The 17692-nt window shown below is 43.4% G+C and carries 10 protein-coding genes; 3 read left to right on the top strand and 7 right to left on the bottom strand.

Annotated features, from left to right (window positions below):
• Window positions 1–202: 202 nt before the first annotated feature.
• Together H6F42_RS01265 and H6F42_RS01260 are read right to left on the bottom strand one after the other, a co-directional pair.
• Complete coding sequence (locus H6F42_RS01265; RefSeq protein WP_190397534.1) at window positions 203–1243, bottom strand: PleD family two-component system response regulator; 1041 nt, start codon at window positions 1241–1243, stop codon at window positions 203–205.
• Window positions 1244–1309: 66 nt separating this feature from the next.
• Entirely contained in the window at window positions 1310–4900 is a 3591-nt protein-coding gene (locus tag H6F42_RS01260) for a PAS domain S-box protein (protein WP_190397533.1), read from the bottom strand.
• A 543-nt stretch (window positions 4901–5443) separates the two neighbouring features.
• Here H6F42_RS01260 and mnmE point away from each other — a divergent pair.
• The 3 genes from mnmE to recQ all read left to right on the top strand — a co-directional run bounded on the left by mnmE (window position 5444) and on the right by recQ (window position 9941).
• Window positions 5444–6868, top strand: coding sequence for a tRNA uridine-5-carboxymethylaminomethyl(34) synthesis GTPase MnmE (gene mnmE, locus H6F42_RS01255; protein WP_190397532.1), 1425 nt, complete (start codon window positions 5444–5446; stop codon window positions 6866–6868).
• A gap of 148 nt (window positions 6869–7016) precedes the next feature.
• Window positions 7017–7715, top strand: coding sequence for a Uma2 family endonuclease (locus H6F42_RS01250; protein ID WP_190397531.1), 699 nt, complete (start codon window positions 7017–7019; stop codon window positions 7713–7715).
• Between the two features lie 3 nt (window positions 7716–7718).
• Complete coding sequence (gene recQ / locus H6F42_RS01245) at window positions 7719–9941, top strand: DNA helicase RecQ (protein WP_190397530.1); 2223 nt, start codon at window positions 7719–7721, stop codon at window positions 9939–9941.
• A 261-nt stretch (window positions 9942–10202) separates the two neighbouring features.
• On the opposite strand, the gene H6F42_RS01240 is transcribed toward recQ, so the two are convergent.
• The 5 genes from H6F42_RS01240 to H6F42_RS01220 all read right to left on the bottom strand — a co-directional run bounded on the left by H6F42_RS01240 (window position 10203) and on the right by H6F42_RS01220 (window position 17354).
• Entirely contained in the window at window positions 10203–11036 is an 834-nt protein-coding gene (locus H6F42_RS01240; RefSeq protein ID WP_190397529.1) for a nitrate ABC transporter ATP-binding protein, read from the bottom strand.
• A gap of 121 nt (window positions 11037–11157) precedes the next feature.
• Entirely contained in the window at window positions 11158–13155 is a 1998-nt protein-coding gene (locus tag H6F42_RS01235) for a nitrate ABC transporter ATP-binding protein (protein WP_190397528.1), read from the bottom strand.
• A gap of 154 nt (window positions 13156–13309) precedes the next feature.
• Entirely contained in the window at window positions 13310–14152 is an 843-nt protein-coding gene (ntrB, locus tag H6F42_RS01230; RefSeq protein ID WP_190397527.1) for a nitrate ABC transporter permease, read from the bottom strand.
• Window positions 14153–14202: 50 nt separating this feature from the next.
• Complete coding sequence (locus H6F42_RS01225) at window positions 14203–15933, bottom strand: iron uptake porin (RefSeq protein ID WP_190397526.1); 1731 nt, start codon at window positions 15931–15933, stop codon at window positions 14203–14205.
• Between the two features lie 74 nt (window positions 15934–16007).
• Window positions 16008–17354, bottom strand: coding sequence for a CmpA/NrtA family ABC transporter substrate-binding protein (locus tag H6F42_RS01220; RefSeq protein WP_190397525.1), 1347 nt, complete (start codon window positions 17352–17354; stop codon window positions 16008–16010).
• Between the last annotated feature and the right edge of the window lie 338 nt (window positions 17355–17692).

Genomic DNA, 17692 nt, shown 5'->3' with positions numbered 1-17692 from the left:
TTTGTGAAAGGGTTTCTTTGCAATACTTTCAGAAAATGATAGCAATCAGGTATGACCGTACCATAAGTTGCCAAGAAAGTTATCGCGGTTTTCCCTTGCTGTAATTACCAAACAACCAAACCACAGGAAATTTTTAAAAAGCTTGCAAGCAAGCCTTTTAAAAATTTCCTGATTGGGAGTTGAGCGCAAAGTGCCCGTGCTTTTAATCGCCAATCACATCAGTTTGCCTAACGCAATTTCTCCCCTCACCTTTAGCGGTATATAAAGCGCGATCGGCGGCTTTTAACAAATGGTTAGCTTGAGCTAGCAAATTTTGCCAAGGGGTAAGCGTGGCAACCCCACAGCTAATCGTTACAAAATCCGAAACTTTAGAATGCTCATGGATTAACTGGAGCGATCGCACGATTTCTGTGGCTCTTAAAGCCACATTCATTCCCCCTTCTTCATCCGTATTTGGTAAGACGATCGCAAATTCTTCTCCCCCATAACGAGCTACTAGATCCGCAGGACGATTCGTGGCTCTGCTGATGGCTTGCGCTACTTCTTGCAAACAGCGATCGCCTTCTTGGTGACCGTAGTTATCGTTATAGTTTTTAAAAAAGTCGATATCGCATAACACCAAAGAAATCGGAATCTGCTCCCTCAGCGATCGCCGACATTCTTGATCGAGATATTCATCCAGACAGCGACGATTAGCTACCTGAGTTAGCCCATCAATAGAAACTAATCTTTGCAATTCCTTGACCACAAAAGCTAGTTGTTGATTTGCGGCTTCTAGTTGTTGGCGCAAATTGGCTTGTTCTAGCAAGCGGCGCACCCTTTGACGTAATACCGCCCAGTGGATCGGCTTAGTCACATAATCCGAAGCGCCCACCTCATAGGCGCGATCCACCGATTCGCGATCTTCGAGAGCCGTAATAATCAAAACAGGCGTATGGTCACCATTAGGTAATTTCTGCAATCTCGAACAGCACTCAAAACCATCCAGCACAGGCATCAACGCATCTAACAAAATCATATCTGGCTCTAGATCTTGATAAAGCTTTAACGCCTCCATCCCGTTAGCCGCCTCAACTACACGATAGTTTTCCCGTTCTAAATAGCGCACCAAAATTTTACGCATGAACAAATCGTCATCAACCACGAGAATCAAAGGAGACTTTGTAAATGTTACGTCTGGGGGTGAGATATTTAGTTCAGAGATTGGATGCTTATTGCGATCGCTGGTATCGTCGGTTGTCATTACATAACTAGACAGGACTGGACAGGATTAGAGTTGGGAGGAAATCAAAAGAGAGCAAATGAGGATTTAACCATATTTTTGATGCTCTAACTCAGTTTTTACAGTTGCATATTCATCAGCAATTTTATTAATTTTTATATCTAAATCCTCACGATGATTATTTCTTAGATACGCTTCCAACTCTCGACACAAACTTGCGAGATCGTCAGCGCCGATTACGCTACTACTAGATTTTAAGGAGTGAGCTGTCCGAAGCAGTCGCTCGAAGTCAGGCTCAGCAAGGCTAGTATATAACTCTTGGAGGAGTGATTGCGTATTATCAAGATAACTATCAATAAGTTCAGATAAGAACTCTGGATCTTCACCGCCAATATCGTTAACAACTTCATGCAAAGTGTTGATATTAATTGATGATATTTTCACAGATATATTTGAAGCAATTGGCTGACATTCCCATAATACCCTGACAAGCTCGGCTGGACGAATGGGTTTACTCAAATAATCATCCATACCTGAGGATAAACAAATTTCGCGATCGCCTTGCATGGCATTTGCGGTCATCGCCACTATTCTTGGTTTATTAGTCAGCGTCCCATTGAGCCAATTTTGATGAATTTGTCGGGTGGCAACCAGCCCATCCATTTCAGGCATTTGCATATCCATAAATATGAGATCGTAGGTTTGCTGGGAGAGTGCGGTTAGTACCTCTAGTCCATTAGCAGCAATGTCCGCCCGATAGCCCATGCGTTGCAAAATATGAATGGCAACTTTTTGATTAACCACATTATCTTCAGCCAGCAAAATCCTTAAAGGATGATTTCTCGCCATGCGGGGATCGAAGGCATATCCTTGCTGCTCCAAGCTGCGATCGATGGAAATCCGACTAATTTGGCTAGCTTGGGTGTATTGCAATGGGCGCGATAAATTTGCATTATTGCCAGCATGGGTAAGTTCCTCGGTATCCCATTTATTGATAGGAACAGTGATTGTGAAATAAAAAGTAGAGCCTTGGTTAACATTGCTATGCACCCACATCGATCCCCCCATCAACTCGCACAGACGCTTGCTAATCGCTAACCCCAGCCCCGTGCCTCCATATTGCCTAGTTGTAGAAGCATCGACTTGGCTAAAGGGTTGAAATAAACGATAGAGGCGATCGCTAGGGATGCCTACTCCCGTATCTTTGACCGCAAACTGTAAGATTCGCAATAAATTATCTTCTTGATGATGATTATAAAGATCGCAATGGGCATAGCAGAGATCTTGTAACTGCGTAACCGAAATATTCACCGAGCCACGGCTGGTAAATTTGACCGCATTACCGATTAAGTTAGCTAAGACTTGGCGCAAACGAGTCATATCCCCGACGATCAATACATCAACATTGGGATGAATTAAATAACCTAGATCAATTTTTTTCTCAATCGCTTTTGCTGAAAGTAACTCGATTGTATCCTCGAGGCAGGTTCTCAAATCAAAGGTTTGTTCTTCTAGCTCTAAATGTCCTGATTCAATTTTAGAAAAATCCAAAATATCATTAATGATCGTTAGCAGAGTATCACCAGCATTACGCGCGATTTCGACAAATTCACGTTGCTCTTTGGTTAGTTTGGTATCTAGTAAAACTCCCGTCATGCCAATTACCGCATTCATCGGGGTGCGAATCTCATGACTCATCGTTGCCAAAAAGTCACTCTTAGAGCGATTAGCCGCTTCCGCAATAATTTTGGCTTCTTCTAATTCAGCATTTTGCTTAATTAACTGTTCTCTTTGGCGCTTTTCTTGAATCAATAAATGCGCTTGAGATAGAGCAATACTTACCTGTTTTGCAACGGATTCCAGTAATTCTTTCTCTTCGATTGTCCATTCATGGAAAGTATTGCAGTGATGTAATAGAATAATACCATTGGTTAATCCGTGGGATGAAGTGCGAATTGCTAACATAGAGCGCAATTGCATCCGATAGAATAAATCACTAAACTGCTCTAACTCAGTCTCTACATAGACATTTTTAATGGCTATAGCTTGATCTTGCGAAGAAATCCTCTGACCAAAAGTACTATTTAGTAATGGCAATTCAATCTCTTTAACTGAGAAAATCTTTTCAGCTAATTGTTCGGACATTAGCGAGATATGGATCTGATTAGAAATATTTTTGGTTGTAGGAGTAGTTTTGGGAGCAGCATCTTTGATATATTCCAGTTTATAAATCAAACAGCGACTAGCATGAAAAGCCAATTGAATTTGTCGAGCCGCAGTCTGAAAAATACTATCCACATCAAGGCTTTGACGGATTTCGTCGGTAATGCGATTGAGCAGAACCGTCAGACGCATCTGTCTTTTTAAGTCTTTTTCCGCTTCTTTTCGTTCGGTAATATCCGTTTGAATCCCAATAAAATGGCTTACTAAACCATCATCGGAAAATATGGGCGAGATATTCAATTCATTCCAAAACAAAGTGCCATCTTTGCGATAGTTACGCATAACTACAGTGCAAGATGTTCCTGACTGAATGGCCGTACGGATGATTTCTTTTTCGGGTTGAAAAATATCGTTTCCTTGCAAGAATCGGCAATTTTTTCCGACGACATCAATCTCGGAATAGCCAGTGATTTTTTCAAAGGCGGGATTAACAAACACAATGGGATTATTGAGAAGACGATGATCGGTAATCACAATTCCATTGTGACTGGCGGCGATCGCTCTTTCTTGTAAAAGTAGAGTCTCTTCAACCTTTTTGCGATCGCTAATATCAAAGCGAATTGCTAAATACTTAGTTGGCAAGCCATCCTCGCCGACAAGGGGAATAATAGTGCTATCAGTCCAATAAAACTTGCCATCCTTAGTCTTATTCCGAATTTCTCCTCGCCAGACCTTTCCACTAGAAATAGTTTCCCAAAGATTATCAAAAAATTCTGGAGCATGAAATGCAGAATTAAGCATTCGATGATCTTTGCCTAATATTTCCTCTTGGCTGTATCCAGATATTTCACAAAACTTACTATTGGCATAGGTAATATAGCCATTTAAATCAGTCACCGCTACGATCGCGGCTTGATCGAGAGCAAATTTCTGAAAAGCTAACTCCCGTAAGGTGTTATGTAATTCGGCTTCAGATTGTTTACGCTTAGTAATATCATTAGCGATGCCTAAAAAACCTGAGATCCGATTGTCCGTATCTCGCAGTGCCGAAATAGAAAGCATGACAGGAAATCTCGATCCATCTTTCCGAATATAATTCCACTCCTGCTCTTCTAAATCTCCTCTTTTGGCTTTTGCTACAAATACTTCAAAACCAACATCTATGGGTATTCCTAGCTCTTCAGTCAAAGCGATCGCCTTTTGCTGTATTTCTAGGGGATCGTGAAAACAAGCGGGGGTCTGTTTATCAATCATTTCGGAGGCAGAATAGCCTAACCAGCGCTCCGCAGTTGCATTAAAAGCACAGATTACGCCATCAACTGTAGTGGCAATAATTGAACAATTAGCACTATCTAAAATAGCTTGATGTAGCCTTAAAGATGCCTTGTTGGTATTTGCCGATGCTTTTTGATTAACTCTTTTCTTTTTGCTAGGAGTCAAAGAGGAGTGGATGCGAGAGTTCTTTGTACCCTGATCTGGGTAAGTGGGCAAATCACCATTATTAAATGTTCGCATAGCGTGAAAGACCCAATTTCAAAACTGTTCTAAAAAATTGACAAAGAACTAATAAATTAAAAGTGAGTCTAAAAACTGAAAGAATCCCCCAAACAGATAAAATCATTACGCAAGGAATACTGATTTTTTTAAACTTTTAGTCTATTAATTAGCTATATCAAACTTCATTATACTTTGATTCTATTGTAAATCTTATTAGCTAAGCTTTAGCAAAAAATTTACCAAAGTTAGCCTTGTGTAGAGAGTAATCCTCTATGGTTTGTAGAGTCACAGCCCGATGAGGGTAAGTTTCCACAAACCCCAAAATTTATAAATGATTAAGACTTACACCTCTAATCGAAACCCAGTACTGGTAATTCACGAAAATGTGACAACACTTTCTTGAATTAAAAACCAAACCTAGCAAGGTTTTCAAATCAAGAAATGGCGTAGCCATTTCTTGATTTGCTATAAATTTCGTTGCCATTGCTTAAGTCCTAATCATTTAGGACTGCTATAATGTTTTCTCAATCTTAATCCATTCCAATTTTATAAATATTACGAATGAGTCTATCTGACACGATCGCGGCGATCGCTACGGCGATTTCCCCACAACAGGGCAGTGTGGGCATTGTGCGATTATCAGGCGATCGCGCAGAGGCGATCGCTAAGCAAATCTTCCATGCAGGGGGCAAACAGGAATGGGCAAGCCACCGCATTCTCTATGGTTTTGTGCGAAATCCCTCAAGTAGGGAAATAGTAGATGAAAGCCTATTGCTATTAATGAAAGCGCCACGGTCTTTTACCCGTGAGGATGTGGTGGAATTTCACTGTCACGGGGGGATTATGGCAGTCCAACAGGTACTAAATCTATGTTTAGAAAATGGCGCAAGGCTAGCGGAGGCTGGCGAATTTAGTTTACGCGCTTTTCTCAATGGTCGTATTGACCTCACACAGGCGGAAAGTATTAATGATTTAGTAGGAGCAAAGTCAGCACAGGCGGTGCAATTGGCGATCGCTTCTTTGCGTGGTAAGCTTGCCCATTCCCTCAAGTATCTACGCGGCAAATGCTTAAATCTGCTCACGGAAATCGAAGCAAGGATTGATTTTGAAGATGATTTGCCACCCCTTGATGTGGAATGGGTAAAATCAGAAATTAGTTTTGTCGCGCAGGAATCGCAGCAAATTTTAGCAACAGCTGATCGGGGTGAGCTATTGCGGACAGGCTTAAAAGTGGCGATTGTTGGTCGTCCTAATGTGGGGAAATCAAGCTTGTTAAATGCTTGGAGCCGAAGTGATCGCGCGATCGTTACGGATTTGCCGGGGACAACTCGCGATGTGGTCGATTCCCAATTAGTAGTTGGTGGGATTCCCATTCAAGTTCTCGATACGGCTGGTATTCGTGAAACGGAAGATGTCGTGGAGAAAATCGGTGTAGAGCGATCGCGCCAAGCGGCTCAGTCGGCGGATTTAGTCCTGATGGTGATTGATGCCAGTATTGGCTGGATTGAGAAGGATACGGAGATTTATGAGATTGTTAACGATCGCCCTGTGATTTTGGTGATGAATAAGATCGATCTTGCCCTCACCCCCAGCCCCTCTCCCAAAGGGCAAGGGGAACAAATTCTGACTCCCCCTCTCCTGCGGGAGAGGGGGCTGGGGGGTGAGGGAATTCCCATTGTAAAAACCGCAGCTTCTCAAAATCAGGGTATTGAGGATTTAGAAGCCGCAATACTTAAATGTATCCAGCAAGATGCGATCGCTGCCGCCAATCTGGATGTGGCGATTAATCAGCGCCAAAAGGCTTGTCTATTAAGGGTTGTGCAATCTTTAGATAATGTCAAAATCGCAATTACCGATCAATTGCCCCTTGATTTTTGGACAATTGATTTACGGGCTGCCATCAGTGCGATCGGTGAAATCACAGGCGAAGAAGTGACAGAATCAGTTCTTGATCAAATCTTCAGTCGCTTCTGTATTGGGAAGTAATTGCTTATGACATTAGACGATTATGCTATTTAAAGCCCAAAATAGAGTTGCGACGCTTCGCGTCGCAACTCTATTTTGGGCTTTAAATAGCCTTGTCTGAAAACCGCTATGTTAAAATCATTAAGAATCACAACTAACTGGATTAACTATGACTATTACGGTTAGCGCACAGGTAAACGATCCCAAAGAAATTGTAGAAGTCAAGCCAGAAATCATCTCTGATGTTTGGGTAAGAGCCTCTTGGGAGGAGTTTCTAGCTCTTGCGGAAGAACCAAGCTTAGACAAGGCTAAATTTTATTATGACCAGCATTTAATGAGGATTGAGATGTCACCCGTTGGACCAATTCACGCTCACGAAAATGGAGTTGTTTACAAAGTAATTAGCGTATTTGCCGCTTTTGCTGATATTTGCATTTATGAATACCTTAATTGTAGTTTCAGAAAAACAGGTAATGCAGAATTTCAACCTGATATGGTGTTTTATGTAGGGGCTGACTTAAAAATTCCTCCTAGAAATAATGCGCCAGTCGATTTAAATGAGTTTGATTTACCAACTTTGGTTGTAGAAATTTCCGCAACGACAATTCAAGAGGATCTAGGTTATAAAAGATTGCTCTACGAGCGTTTAGGAATTCAAGAATATTGGGCTGTTAATGCTAGTAGTTTAGAGATATTTGCCTTTGCGATCGCTAATGGTCACAGTGGAAGGATTACACAATCACACGTTCTGAAAGGTTTAGATATATCTAAAGTCGAAGAAGCATTACATTTAAGTTATGCTCAAAATGACGGTGAAATCACCAAATGGATATTTCAGACTTTCGCGAAATCTCCGACAGAATCCTAATTTATGACAAGCAATTCTTTACCGCAAGCACTGAAACAATACTTTGGCTATGACTCCTTTCGGGCTGGACAGCGCGAGATTATCGAAGCACATCTTGCGGGGCGCGATACCTTGGCAATTATGCCCACGGGGGGCGGAAAATCTATTTGTTTTCAATTGCCAGCCTTATTAAAAACAGGCGTAACCATCGTTGTATCGCCTTTAATCGCCCTAATGCAGGATCAAGTTACGGCGCTTAAAGAGAATGGGATTGGCGCAACTTTTTTAAATAGCACTTTATCAGGTCGCGAAACTAATCAGCGATCGCAAGCAATTTTAAATGGAGCGATTAAATTAATCTATGTCGCGCCCGAACGCTTATTTGCAGAGCAGTTTATTGAATTTCTAAATATTGTTAAAAATAAGATTGGCATTGCAGGATTTGCGATCGATGAAGCCCATTGCGTCTCAGAATGGGGTCATGATTTTCGTCCTGAATATCGCCAACTTAGCCGCTTGCGCCAGTTCTATCCCGATGTGCCTGTCATTGGCTTGACGGCTACAGCGACAGAGCGAGTACGCGAAGATATCATTCAACAATTGCAGTTGCAACAGCCTTATGTGCATGTTGCTAGCTTCAATCGTAATAATCTCTATTATGAAGTTGTTCCTAAACAAGGAACTGAGCAATCCTATGTGGATTTATTAAGGCAAATCAAGAGAATGCAAGGCTCAGGCATTGTCTATTGCCTGAGTCGAAAGCGCGTCAATGAAATCGCCGAACGCTTGCGAGAGGATGGTGTCGATGCAATTCCCTATCATGCGGGTTTAAGTGCTAAGGAACGGGAGGAAAATCAGACCCGATGGATTCGTGATGATGTGCAGGTGATGGTAGCGACGATCGCTTTCGGGATGGGGATCAATAAGCCTGATGTGCGGTTTGTAATGCATTATGATTTACCCAAAAATATTGAAGGTTATTATCAAGAGTCAGGTCGGGCGGGGCGAGATGGCGAAGATTCTCACTGTACTTTGTTTTTAGGCTATGGGGATTTAGAAACGATCAAATATCTCATTGCTCAAAAGGTCGATCCGCATACCAATGAGCCGTTGGAAGCGGAACAGAGAATTGCTCAACAGCAATTGCGCCAAGTCGTTGACTATGCCGAAGGTTTAGCCTGTCGCCGCACGATTCTCTTACGCTATTTTGGCGAACATTTTCAAGGTGATTGCGCCAATTGTGATAACTGCCTCACACCAAAGCCAATGGAAGATTGGACAGTGGAGGCGCAAAAATTCTTGTCCTGTGTGGCAAGGGCAAAGGAGCGATTTGGGGCAGGGCATATTATTGATATTTTGCGGGGTTCTCTGAATAAAAAGATCTTGCAGCATGGGCATGAAAATCTTTCTACTCACGGCATTGGTAAAGATCGTAGTTTGGATGAATGGCGACAACTTTCGCGATCGCTAATTCATCAAGGCTATTTAACCCAAACTGCCGATGGTTATGCCATTCTCAAGCTGAATGATCGCAGTTGGGAAGTGATGCGTAATCAGCGTAATGTGTTATTACCAATAGAACGCGATACGGAACCTACAATAGTTGCAGAACGCGAAACGAGCGAAAGATCAGTTGATGTGGAAATTCTCTTTGAGAGATTGCGTCTACTGCGTAAAAATCTCGCGGATGAGCAGGAAGTTCCGCCCTACGTGATTTTTAGCAATGCTACGCTTAATCAAATGGCCGAACAGCAACCCACAAGCCGCAAAGAGTTTGCCAAATTATCGGGTGTTGGCGCAAAAAAATTAGAGCAGTATGCCGATGATTTTATCGCAATTATTCTCGAACATCATCTCAAATACCCGCCTGCGGAACCTGAAGAATCAACAACTTCGAGGGTTAAGCAAGAATCCGTCACGTCCAAATCGAAATTATCTAAAGCAAGCACACAGCGCGAAACCTTAGCGATGTATGAGAATGGTTTAGATATTGATGAGATTGCTCGCGATCGCGGGCTTAAACCTGCGACAGTTTGGACGCATCTGGTGCAACTAATTGAAGCGGGCTATGCGATTAATTGCGATCGCCTTGTTAGTCCAGAACGCCAAAATGTAATTTATGCAGCCCTCGAAGCGATCGGTGGCGACTCTCTCCGCAATCTCTTTGATCATCTGCGCGAAGAATATACTTACGATGAAATCAAAATCGTTCGCGCCATCTGGCAAAATGAAAAAGAACCTTTATAAACTTTGAGAAATTATAAGTAGTTGGATATACTTCCTTCTCACCTAAGAATTAGCTGTGCGGCGCGAAGCCCCGCACAGCTATAGCAATGTAAGTTTTGCTTAAGACATAAAACCAAAAAAGCGAGTTGCGGCGCTTCGCGCCGCAACTCGCTTTTTTGGTTTTGGTTTGTACTGGCTAACTCTTGCTTCGCTATAATTCTTGGGTCTTAATGTCTATTTCTAGATAATGGCTCCTTTCCTTAGAGAAAGGAACCACGATGATTACTCGTCATGGGCAAAGCGGTTATATAGAAAGTCTAGAGCAGTATTACGAAGATCATAATATAAAGGATCTTCCATAATTTGAGCGCGATCGCGGGGACGGGGAAAAGGAATTTTCATGATTTCGCCAATATTCGCGGCAGGCCCATTAGTCATCATTACAAGGCGATCGGCTAAAAATAAAGCTTCATCGATATCGTGAGTAATCATCAACACCGTACAGCGATGCTCTGTCCAAATTTGTAATAGTTCCTCTTGGAGTTCCTCTTTGGTAATTGCATCCAATGCGCCAAAGGGTTCATCAAGGATCAATACTTCGGGACGGATTGCTAAGGCACGAGCGATCGAGACACGCTGTTTCATCCCCCCTGAAATTTGGGTTGGCTTTTTCTCTGCAGCCTCACTTAGTCCCACCATCGCGAGGTGATGGCGGACGATATCATTTTTTTCGCCTTTCGACATATTAGGGTTAACGGAATCAACAGCAAGCATCACGTTTTCATAGACAGTTAGCCAAGGTAAGAGCGCATAGCCTTGAAATACCACCATGCGATCGGGTCCTGGTTTGGTAATTAGTTTGCCATTAACCGTAACTTCACCGATGGAGGGCTTGGAGAAGCCACCTACCATGTTTAAAAGTGTTGATTTACCACAGCCTGAATGACCGATTAAGCAAATAAACTCACCTTCTTGAATATGCAGATTAACATCTTTAAGAACGACATATTCACCTTTTGGTGTGGGATAAATTTTAGAGACGTTTTCAATGCGAAGGAAAGATTCTTGAGGGGGGATGGTGGCAACAGGCTTGTGATTAAGGGTGGTTTGTGTCATTTTCTTTTTAATTTTGTTCTTAAAGTTTGATATCTAGATCCCCCTCAATCTCCCTTTTTAAGGGGGGAGAATTAATCTTTTCTTCTTCCCCCTTAAAAAGGGAGATTGAGGGGGATCGTATTTAAGCAACCATTCGCATAGAGTCCATGCCAATCTCAGCCATCGTGATATTGCGCTTAATGTCTAGCTGGTTAAGATAGGCGATCGGATCTTCGGCATTAAAGGGAATGTCATCAAAGAGTTGAATCGCATTGCGGCTATAGGTGATATCCGTTAGACCGAGTTCACGGGCTGCCGTGCTGAATACACCAACGCGACAGGTTTTCTCTAATACTTCCACCCAGTTACGTGGGAAGGGAACATCGCCCCAACGCGCCATCTGGGTAATGTGCCAGAGATGCTCAGAACGGCTAGGACGATTGACACCAGCACCGTAGAACTGGTGGTGAGCAGGTTCGCGCATGGGAGAGTCGATCGCACAGGTAACATCATCGGGATTACCCAAGTGGATATAGTTAACATTGGTGCTGACGTAGGCGCGACGCGACAGAATCTGGCGAATCTCTTCGGCATTATTGGGATCGGCGCAATAGATACAAGCTTCTAGCAATGCCTTGACGAGGGCAATGTGAGTATTAGGATAGGCATTAGCCCAATCTTCGCGAACGCCGAGAACTTTGCCCGGGTGTCCTTGCCAGATCTCTAAATCCGTGGCAACCGTGAAGCCGATGTTTTCCATGGCGGCGCGGAAGTTCCAAGGTTCACCGACGCAGAAACCATCGATACTTCCTGCTTTGAGGTCAACTACCATTTGGGCGGGAGGAATGGTTTTGAGTTCTACATCGAGATCGGGGTCGATACCACCAGCCGCTAACCAGTAACGGAGCAGCAGATTATGCATTGAGGACGGATGAACTACACCCATGCGGTGAGTGCGATCGCGAGTATTTTGCAGCATCGCTTTGAAGTCGGCGAGGCTATGAACGCCGCGATCGTAAAAATGCTTATCGAGGGTAATCGCGTTCCCATTACGGGTCATGGTTAAAGCCGTAACAATGGGCTTACAAGCACCATTACCGCCCAATGTCATCCACATCGGTAAACCCGAAGGCATTTGCGCCGCATCAAGATAGCCGCCTGCAATACCATCGACAATACCGCGCCAACTGGTTTCACGAACGAGAGATACTTCATCAAGACCGTGCTTCTCAAAGAAGCCTTTCTCTTTAGCAACTGCGATCGGCGCACAAGCGGTTAAGGGAACGAAGCCAATCTCTAAATTGACTTTTTCTAATCCGTGACGGGCAACAGTTGTCACCTTGCGAGCGTTTAATTTCTTGACGCGCTTTTGCTGATTCAAGAAGTAAATAATTTCACTGCGAAGGCTGTAGTAACTGGGATGATTTACCGCTTCCATCCGTTGACGGGGACGGGGAATATCCACTTCCAAAATGTTACCGATTTTCGAGGCGGGACCATTGGTCAACATCACAATGCGATCGCTTAGCAATACCGCTTCATCGACATCATGGGTAACCATGACAGCAGTAATTTGGTCTTCATTACAGATCTGCATTAACTTCTCTTGCAAATTACCGCGAGTCAACGCATCCAAAGCACCAAAGGGTTCATCGAGTAACAAAAGTTTGGGACGTACTGCTAAAGCACGGGCGATCGCAACCCGTTGACGCATCCCACCTGATAACTGAGTAGGTGGTTTGTCGATCGCATGGGCAAGCCCGACCATTTTTACATAGCGTTCTACTAATTCATGACGCTCACCCTTGGGCAAATGAGAAAGCACTTCATCAACAGCAAGAGCCACATTCTCGCGTACCGATAGCCAAGGCAACAGCGAATAGTTTTGAAATACCACCATGCGATCGGGTCCGGGGCGAGTGACGCGCTCATCTTCGAGCATGACCACGCCGCCACTGGGTAAGTCCAAACCTGCGATCATATTGAGCAAGGTGGATTTGCCACAACCAGAGTGACCGATGAGAGAAATAAATTCGCCTTTTTTTATTTGGAGGTCAATTCCTTTAAGGGCTATATATTCTTTGCCGCCGCCCAAGGGAAATGTCCTTTCTACCTGATCAACTAAAACAAAATCCTGCATTTTAAAATTCTCCTTCGTTTTATAAAACTTTTTAACCCCTCCCTAACCCTCCCCTTGAAAGGGGAGGGAACAAGATTTCTTGTTTATTCCTCTTTCAAGGGAAGGGAATTCAACTTCTTATCTCCCCCCTTGAAAGGGGGGACTAAGGGGGGTATTACTTCTGTTCTTCAGGCAAGATCACATTCTGGAGCCATGCCACAGCGCGATCGAGAATCAAGCCGACAGCACCGATGTAAACTAGAGCCAAAATTACTTCACCCACTTTGTCATTGGTGTAGGAGTTCCAGATAAAGAAACCGATACCGACAATACCTGACATGATGATTTCAGCAGCGATAATCGCTAGCCATGCTAGACCGATGGAAATGCGTAAACCAGTAAAGATATAGGGCAGTGCTGAGGGAATCAAAATCTTGAAGAAATACTTTTGGCGAGAAAGTTGCAGCACTCGCGAAACGTTGCGATAGTCTTGAGGAATTTGCTTCACACCAACCGCAGTATTTAACAAGATCGGCCATACAGAAGTGATGAAGATAACGAATAGAGCTGCTGGTTCATTTTGTCGGAGAGCGGCGAGAGCGATCGGAACCCATGCAAGGGGCGGCACTGTTCGCAAAAACTGAAAGAGAGGATCGAGGGCTTTGTCAACGACGGGTGTAGTTCCAATCAAAATACCCATACCGATACCGACGATCGCCGCTAGTGAGTAACCCTTAGCCACACGCTCGAAACTAGCGAGAGTCTGCCAGAATAGCCCTTTGTCTGTACCACCGCGATCAAAGAATGGATAGAGCAGTAGGTTGCGAGTGGACTTTTCTGAAAGAATATTGATCGGACTTGGCAACTTCAGTAAGCCTGTACCAGAGAGAATTTGCCAAATTAGCAAAAAGCCAAAAAGTCCGATGATTGGCAAAGCCCAGTTTTGAGCATTTTTTTGCCAAAACTTATTTAGCGAATGCCCTAAACTGCCATTACGATTACCAACACTTGCTGCCATAAACTTTTTACTCCTGCGAAATTCAATTAAAATTTAATTTGTCTTAGTTTTTAGAAGGTGAATGTTGTGCGTAGTACCCCAACGGTTGCGGTAGGCGCATTATTGATGCCTTCGGGATTAAATACAAAGAACACCCCGGGGGTAACGCTGATATTTTTAGAAAGCTTAAAATTGAAATATCCTTCCAACTGATAGGGCGTAGCCGTAAACCCATTAGGAATTGAGGCAATTCCACCCACAGCATTACGCGCTAGAGGTTGTCCAAAGATAAGCCCAACGGTGTTACCTTCTTTGAAGACATCGCTGAATTGGAAGCCTGTCATCCAACTAGTAAAGGTTGTGGAAGCATCCTTATTAGTAAGATTGGCAAAGATCCAAGCACCAGATAGATTGAAAGCAATCTTTGGAGTAATCCGCCATGTCAAAGTTGAACCAATAGAATTCAATTTAATTGGGTCGGTTAGTGCTGTCCCTGCGCCACTAATTGCATTAATGTCTGCGGAAGCTAAGCCAGTTCCCAAGATATTGATCTGGTGATAGCTATTAGCATAGTTGAGTCCGATATCAAGATTGGAAGTGGGTTTGAGAGTTAATTGAGCCGCCGCAATTGTACTGCCACCAAAGAAGCCTGCACCAAGCAAAGTAGTGGAGCTACTAGTAGCGATCGCAGGGTTAACACTTCCGTATAAAGCACGAAAATCAACCTGATCGGAAGGATTCCAAATGAAACCCACCGCCGCCGCTAGCCCAGTCCCCGATGTACCTCCCGATACACGGGTCGCAGCATTTAAACCTTGACCAAAACGGGAGATAGAGCCTTGACCTTCACTCGCAAATGGGCTGATCGCGGGGAAGGCATCGGAAACTTCTGCACTAGAACCTGCAAACAGTGTCAGCTTGTCAGCAACTGGAAAAATGTAGAGTAACTTATAAAGATTAACTGAGTTTGCGGCTGTTGTATTAGAGTTAGATGGATTGAAATTGAGGAATTGATTCTCAAATCCCAATCGGACATTACTGGAACTACCAAGGGGATCGGTATAGCCTAAAGGTGCGGCTAGACTGCTGATATTTGTGGCTTGCAATCCTGTAATCAATAAGTCCTTACCAGAAAAACTGGTCAGTAAATTCAGGCGTACACGGTTATTGAAAACAATGTTAGTGTTTGTGCCACCGTTGTTAGGATTTGCTCCTGTTGCTCCTGAAACGCTGAAAATTGCTTCGCCACTCAGTTTGGTGGTAGTAGAGAACTGTTGCGCTTCCAGTTTGGCAGTTTTCGCATCAAGAGCATCAACTCGACCGCGCAGGGTTGCGAGTTCGGAGGCAAATTCTTCTTGAAGCTTTTGCAAAGTTGCGAGGTCTTCTTTGCTAACCTTGTCCGCTAATCCCGCCGAAATAATCTCATTGATTTTGTCGAGACAAGCATTTAAGCCAGCCGCAAATTCATAGCGCGAGGTCGCTTGTTTGCCGCGAAATGTGCGATCGGGATAACCCGCAATGCAGCCGTAGCGCTCAACTAATGATTGTAAGGCGGTAAAAGCCCAATCCGTAGGACGCACATCTGATAACTGGGAAACAGAAGTTACATTCTGTGCAATTGGATCTGTAGCGATCGCCTTAAGTTGATTTTCACTAGAAATTTCTGTTATAGAAGCTGGGTTTTCAGTGAATGGAACGGCTGAAGAATTAGTAGGATTAGCCTCCGCCGATACAGATATTGCTCCCAAAGATAAAGGAAAGCTGAGTAGAAGTAATCCGAGTTTACTAGTATTAATTTTCAAGATGATTCACACACACACAAGATTTTTAATTTATTTGTAGATCTATTGAAGCTTCGGAAGGAAGCCTTGGAAGACTATGCCTTCTTGATTTTTAGGCTATCCAGATAAGCCTGTGGATTTTCAGGATCAAACTTTGTGCCGTCAAAGAACTCTTCAATGCCGCGAGAGGTGCTAGAGGGAATATCAGGGAAACCTGCTTCCTTAGCAGCTTCCCGCCAAAGATCTTCACGATTGACCTTCTTAATCCAATCCTTGGCTGTGGCTAGTGATGATTTGGGTAAAAAGCCCCAACGCACGCTTTCAGTTAAGAACCAGAGGTCATGGCTTTGGTAAGGATAGGAAACATTGCCCTTAGCATCCTTCCAATAAAGAGGAGCCATACTCTTGTCATCAATGATGCGCCCATCACCCATGTCATACTTGCCCATCATTGGGTCTGCAAGAATTTCAGGAGCAACGCCAAAATAGTTTTGAGTGGCTAGGATCTGCACTAATTCTTTGCGATTGTCGAAGTTGTCGCACCATTGCTGCGCTTCCATGATTGCCTTCAGCAAGGACTTAGTTGCTTTAGGATATTTATCGACCCAATCCGCACGTAGCGCTAGATATTCTTCAGGATGTCCTTTCCAAATTTCCGCAGTCAGCGCAGGAATGAAACCGATCTTCTCTTTGACGATGCGATAGGGCCAAGGGTCGCCTGTGCTAAAAGCATCCATTGAGCCAGTTTTCATATTGGCGACAGTTTGCGCCGCAGGTACGGTCAATAATTCGATATCAGCATCAGGATCGACTCCATTGGCTGCTAACCAATAACGAATCCAAAATTCTTGATTGGCTTTAGGGAAAGTGTAAGCAGCCTTGAATTTTGCGCCTTCAGATTTAGTCTTCTCAAAGAAATCCTTGGCTTTATCGATTTTGAGGGTTAAACCCTTATCTTTGTGCTTGCCTGCGATCGCAATGCCATTGCCATGGGTATTTAGTTGCAACAGCACATACATCGGAATTTTTTGATTGTCAGTAATGATGCCTTCGGAAATTAAATAGGGCATCGGCATTTGCCACTGACCGCCATCAATGCCACCTGCGGAGGAACCGATTTTGACGTTATCTCTGGCTGCACCCCAGTTGGCTTGCTTGGAAATCTCTACACCAGTCATGCCATATTTTGCAAAGAATCCTTTCTCTTTGGCAATAATCAGAGGTGCTGCTTCGATAATGGGCAAGTAACCGAGTCTGACTTTGGTAGTTTCAGGGACTTGTTCAGGGGGAATATTTATTTTAGTGGCATTAGCAGAACTTATGGTTGGGGTGTCTTCAGGAGGATTGCCAAGACATCCTTTGAGAAGGACTGAGCTAAGAGCTGTTGCTCCTGCTGTCGCAATAAAGCGCCGCCGTGAAATGTTGTTTTTAAGACTGGACATGACTTTTTAGGTGTTTTGTAAAAACGATTGATTTATCTCTATTGATATCTTAGAGTGAAGCGCTAATAGAGTAAAGTCTATTATTCTTATAATAAACATAGGTTTTAATCTATGTAGTTTTTGCTAAGCTCCTCTCAAAGTTGATCTATCTGCTTTTCACGCTAATTCAGACATTCCGATGTCTCTATGCTTGCTAGGTCTGGATTTTAGAAATAAAGCCCATAAATCAATTAGATAAATAAATCTAATCTATCTTTTGATTGATTTTCTCCTATAAATCCAGAGATAAAAATTCGATTTCTCCATTAATTAGGACTTCCAGCAGAGGGAATGAAATA

Source organism: Pseudanabaena sp. FACHB-1998, from assembly GCF_014696355.1.
GTDB lineage: Bacteria > Cyanobacteriota > Cyanobacteriia > Pseudanabaenales > Pseudanabaenaceae > Pseudanabaena.
This window is presented reverse-complemented; position numbering and strand designations above follow the sequence as displayed.

Excerpts from the sequence above, each read along its gene's own strand:
- H6F42_RS01240 (WP_190397529.1), bottom strand. The coding sequence starts at position 11,036 with ATGACACAAACCACCCTTAATCACAAGCCTGTTGCCACCATCCCCCCT.
- recQ (WP_190397530.1), top strand. The coding sequence starts at position 7,719 with ATGACAAGCAATTCTTTACCGCAAGCACTGAAACAATACTTTGGCTAT.
- H6F42_RS01250 (WP_190397531.1), top strand. The coding sequence starts at position 7,017 with ATGACTATTACGGTTAGCGCACAGGTAAACGATCCCAAAGAAATTGTA.
- H6F42_RS01265 (WP_190397534.1), bottom strand. The coding sequence starts at position 1,243 with ATGACAACCGACGATACCAGCGATCGCAATAAGCATCCAATCTCTGAA.
- H6F42_RS01260 (WP_190397533.1), bottom strand. The coding sequence starts at position 4,900 with ATGCGAACATTTAATAATGGTGATTTGCCCACTTACCCAGATCAGGGT.
- H6F42_RS01235 (WP_190397528.1), bottom strand. The coding sequence starts at position 13,155 with ATGCAGGATTTTGTTTTAGTTGATCAGGTAGAAAGGACATTTCCCTTG.
- ntrB (WP_190397527.1), bottom strand. The coding sequence starts at position 14,152 with ATGGCAGCAAGTGTTGGTAATCGTAATGGCAGTTTAGGGCATTCGCTA.
- H6F42_RS01220 (WP_190397525.1), bottom strand. The coding sequence starts at position 17,354 with ATGTCCAGTCTTAAAAACAACATTTCACGGCGGCGCTTTATTGCGACA.
- mnmE (WP_190397532.1), top strand. The coding sequence starts at position 5,444 with ATGAGTCTATCTGACACGATCGCGGCGATCGCTACGGCGATTTCCCCA.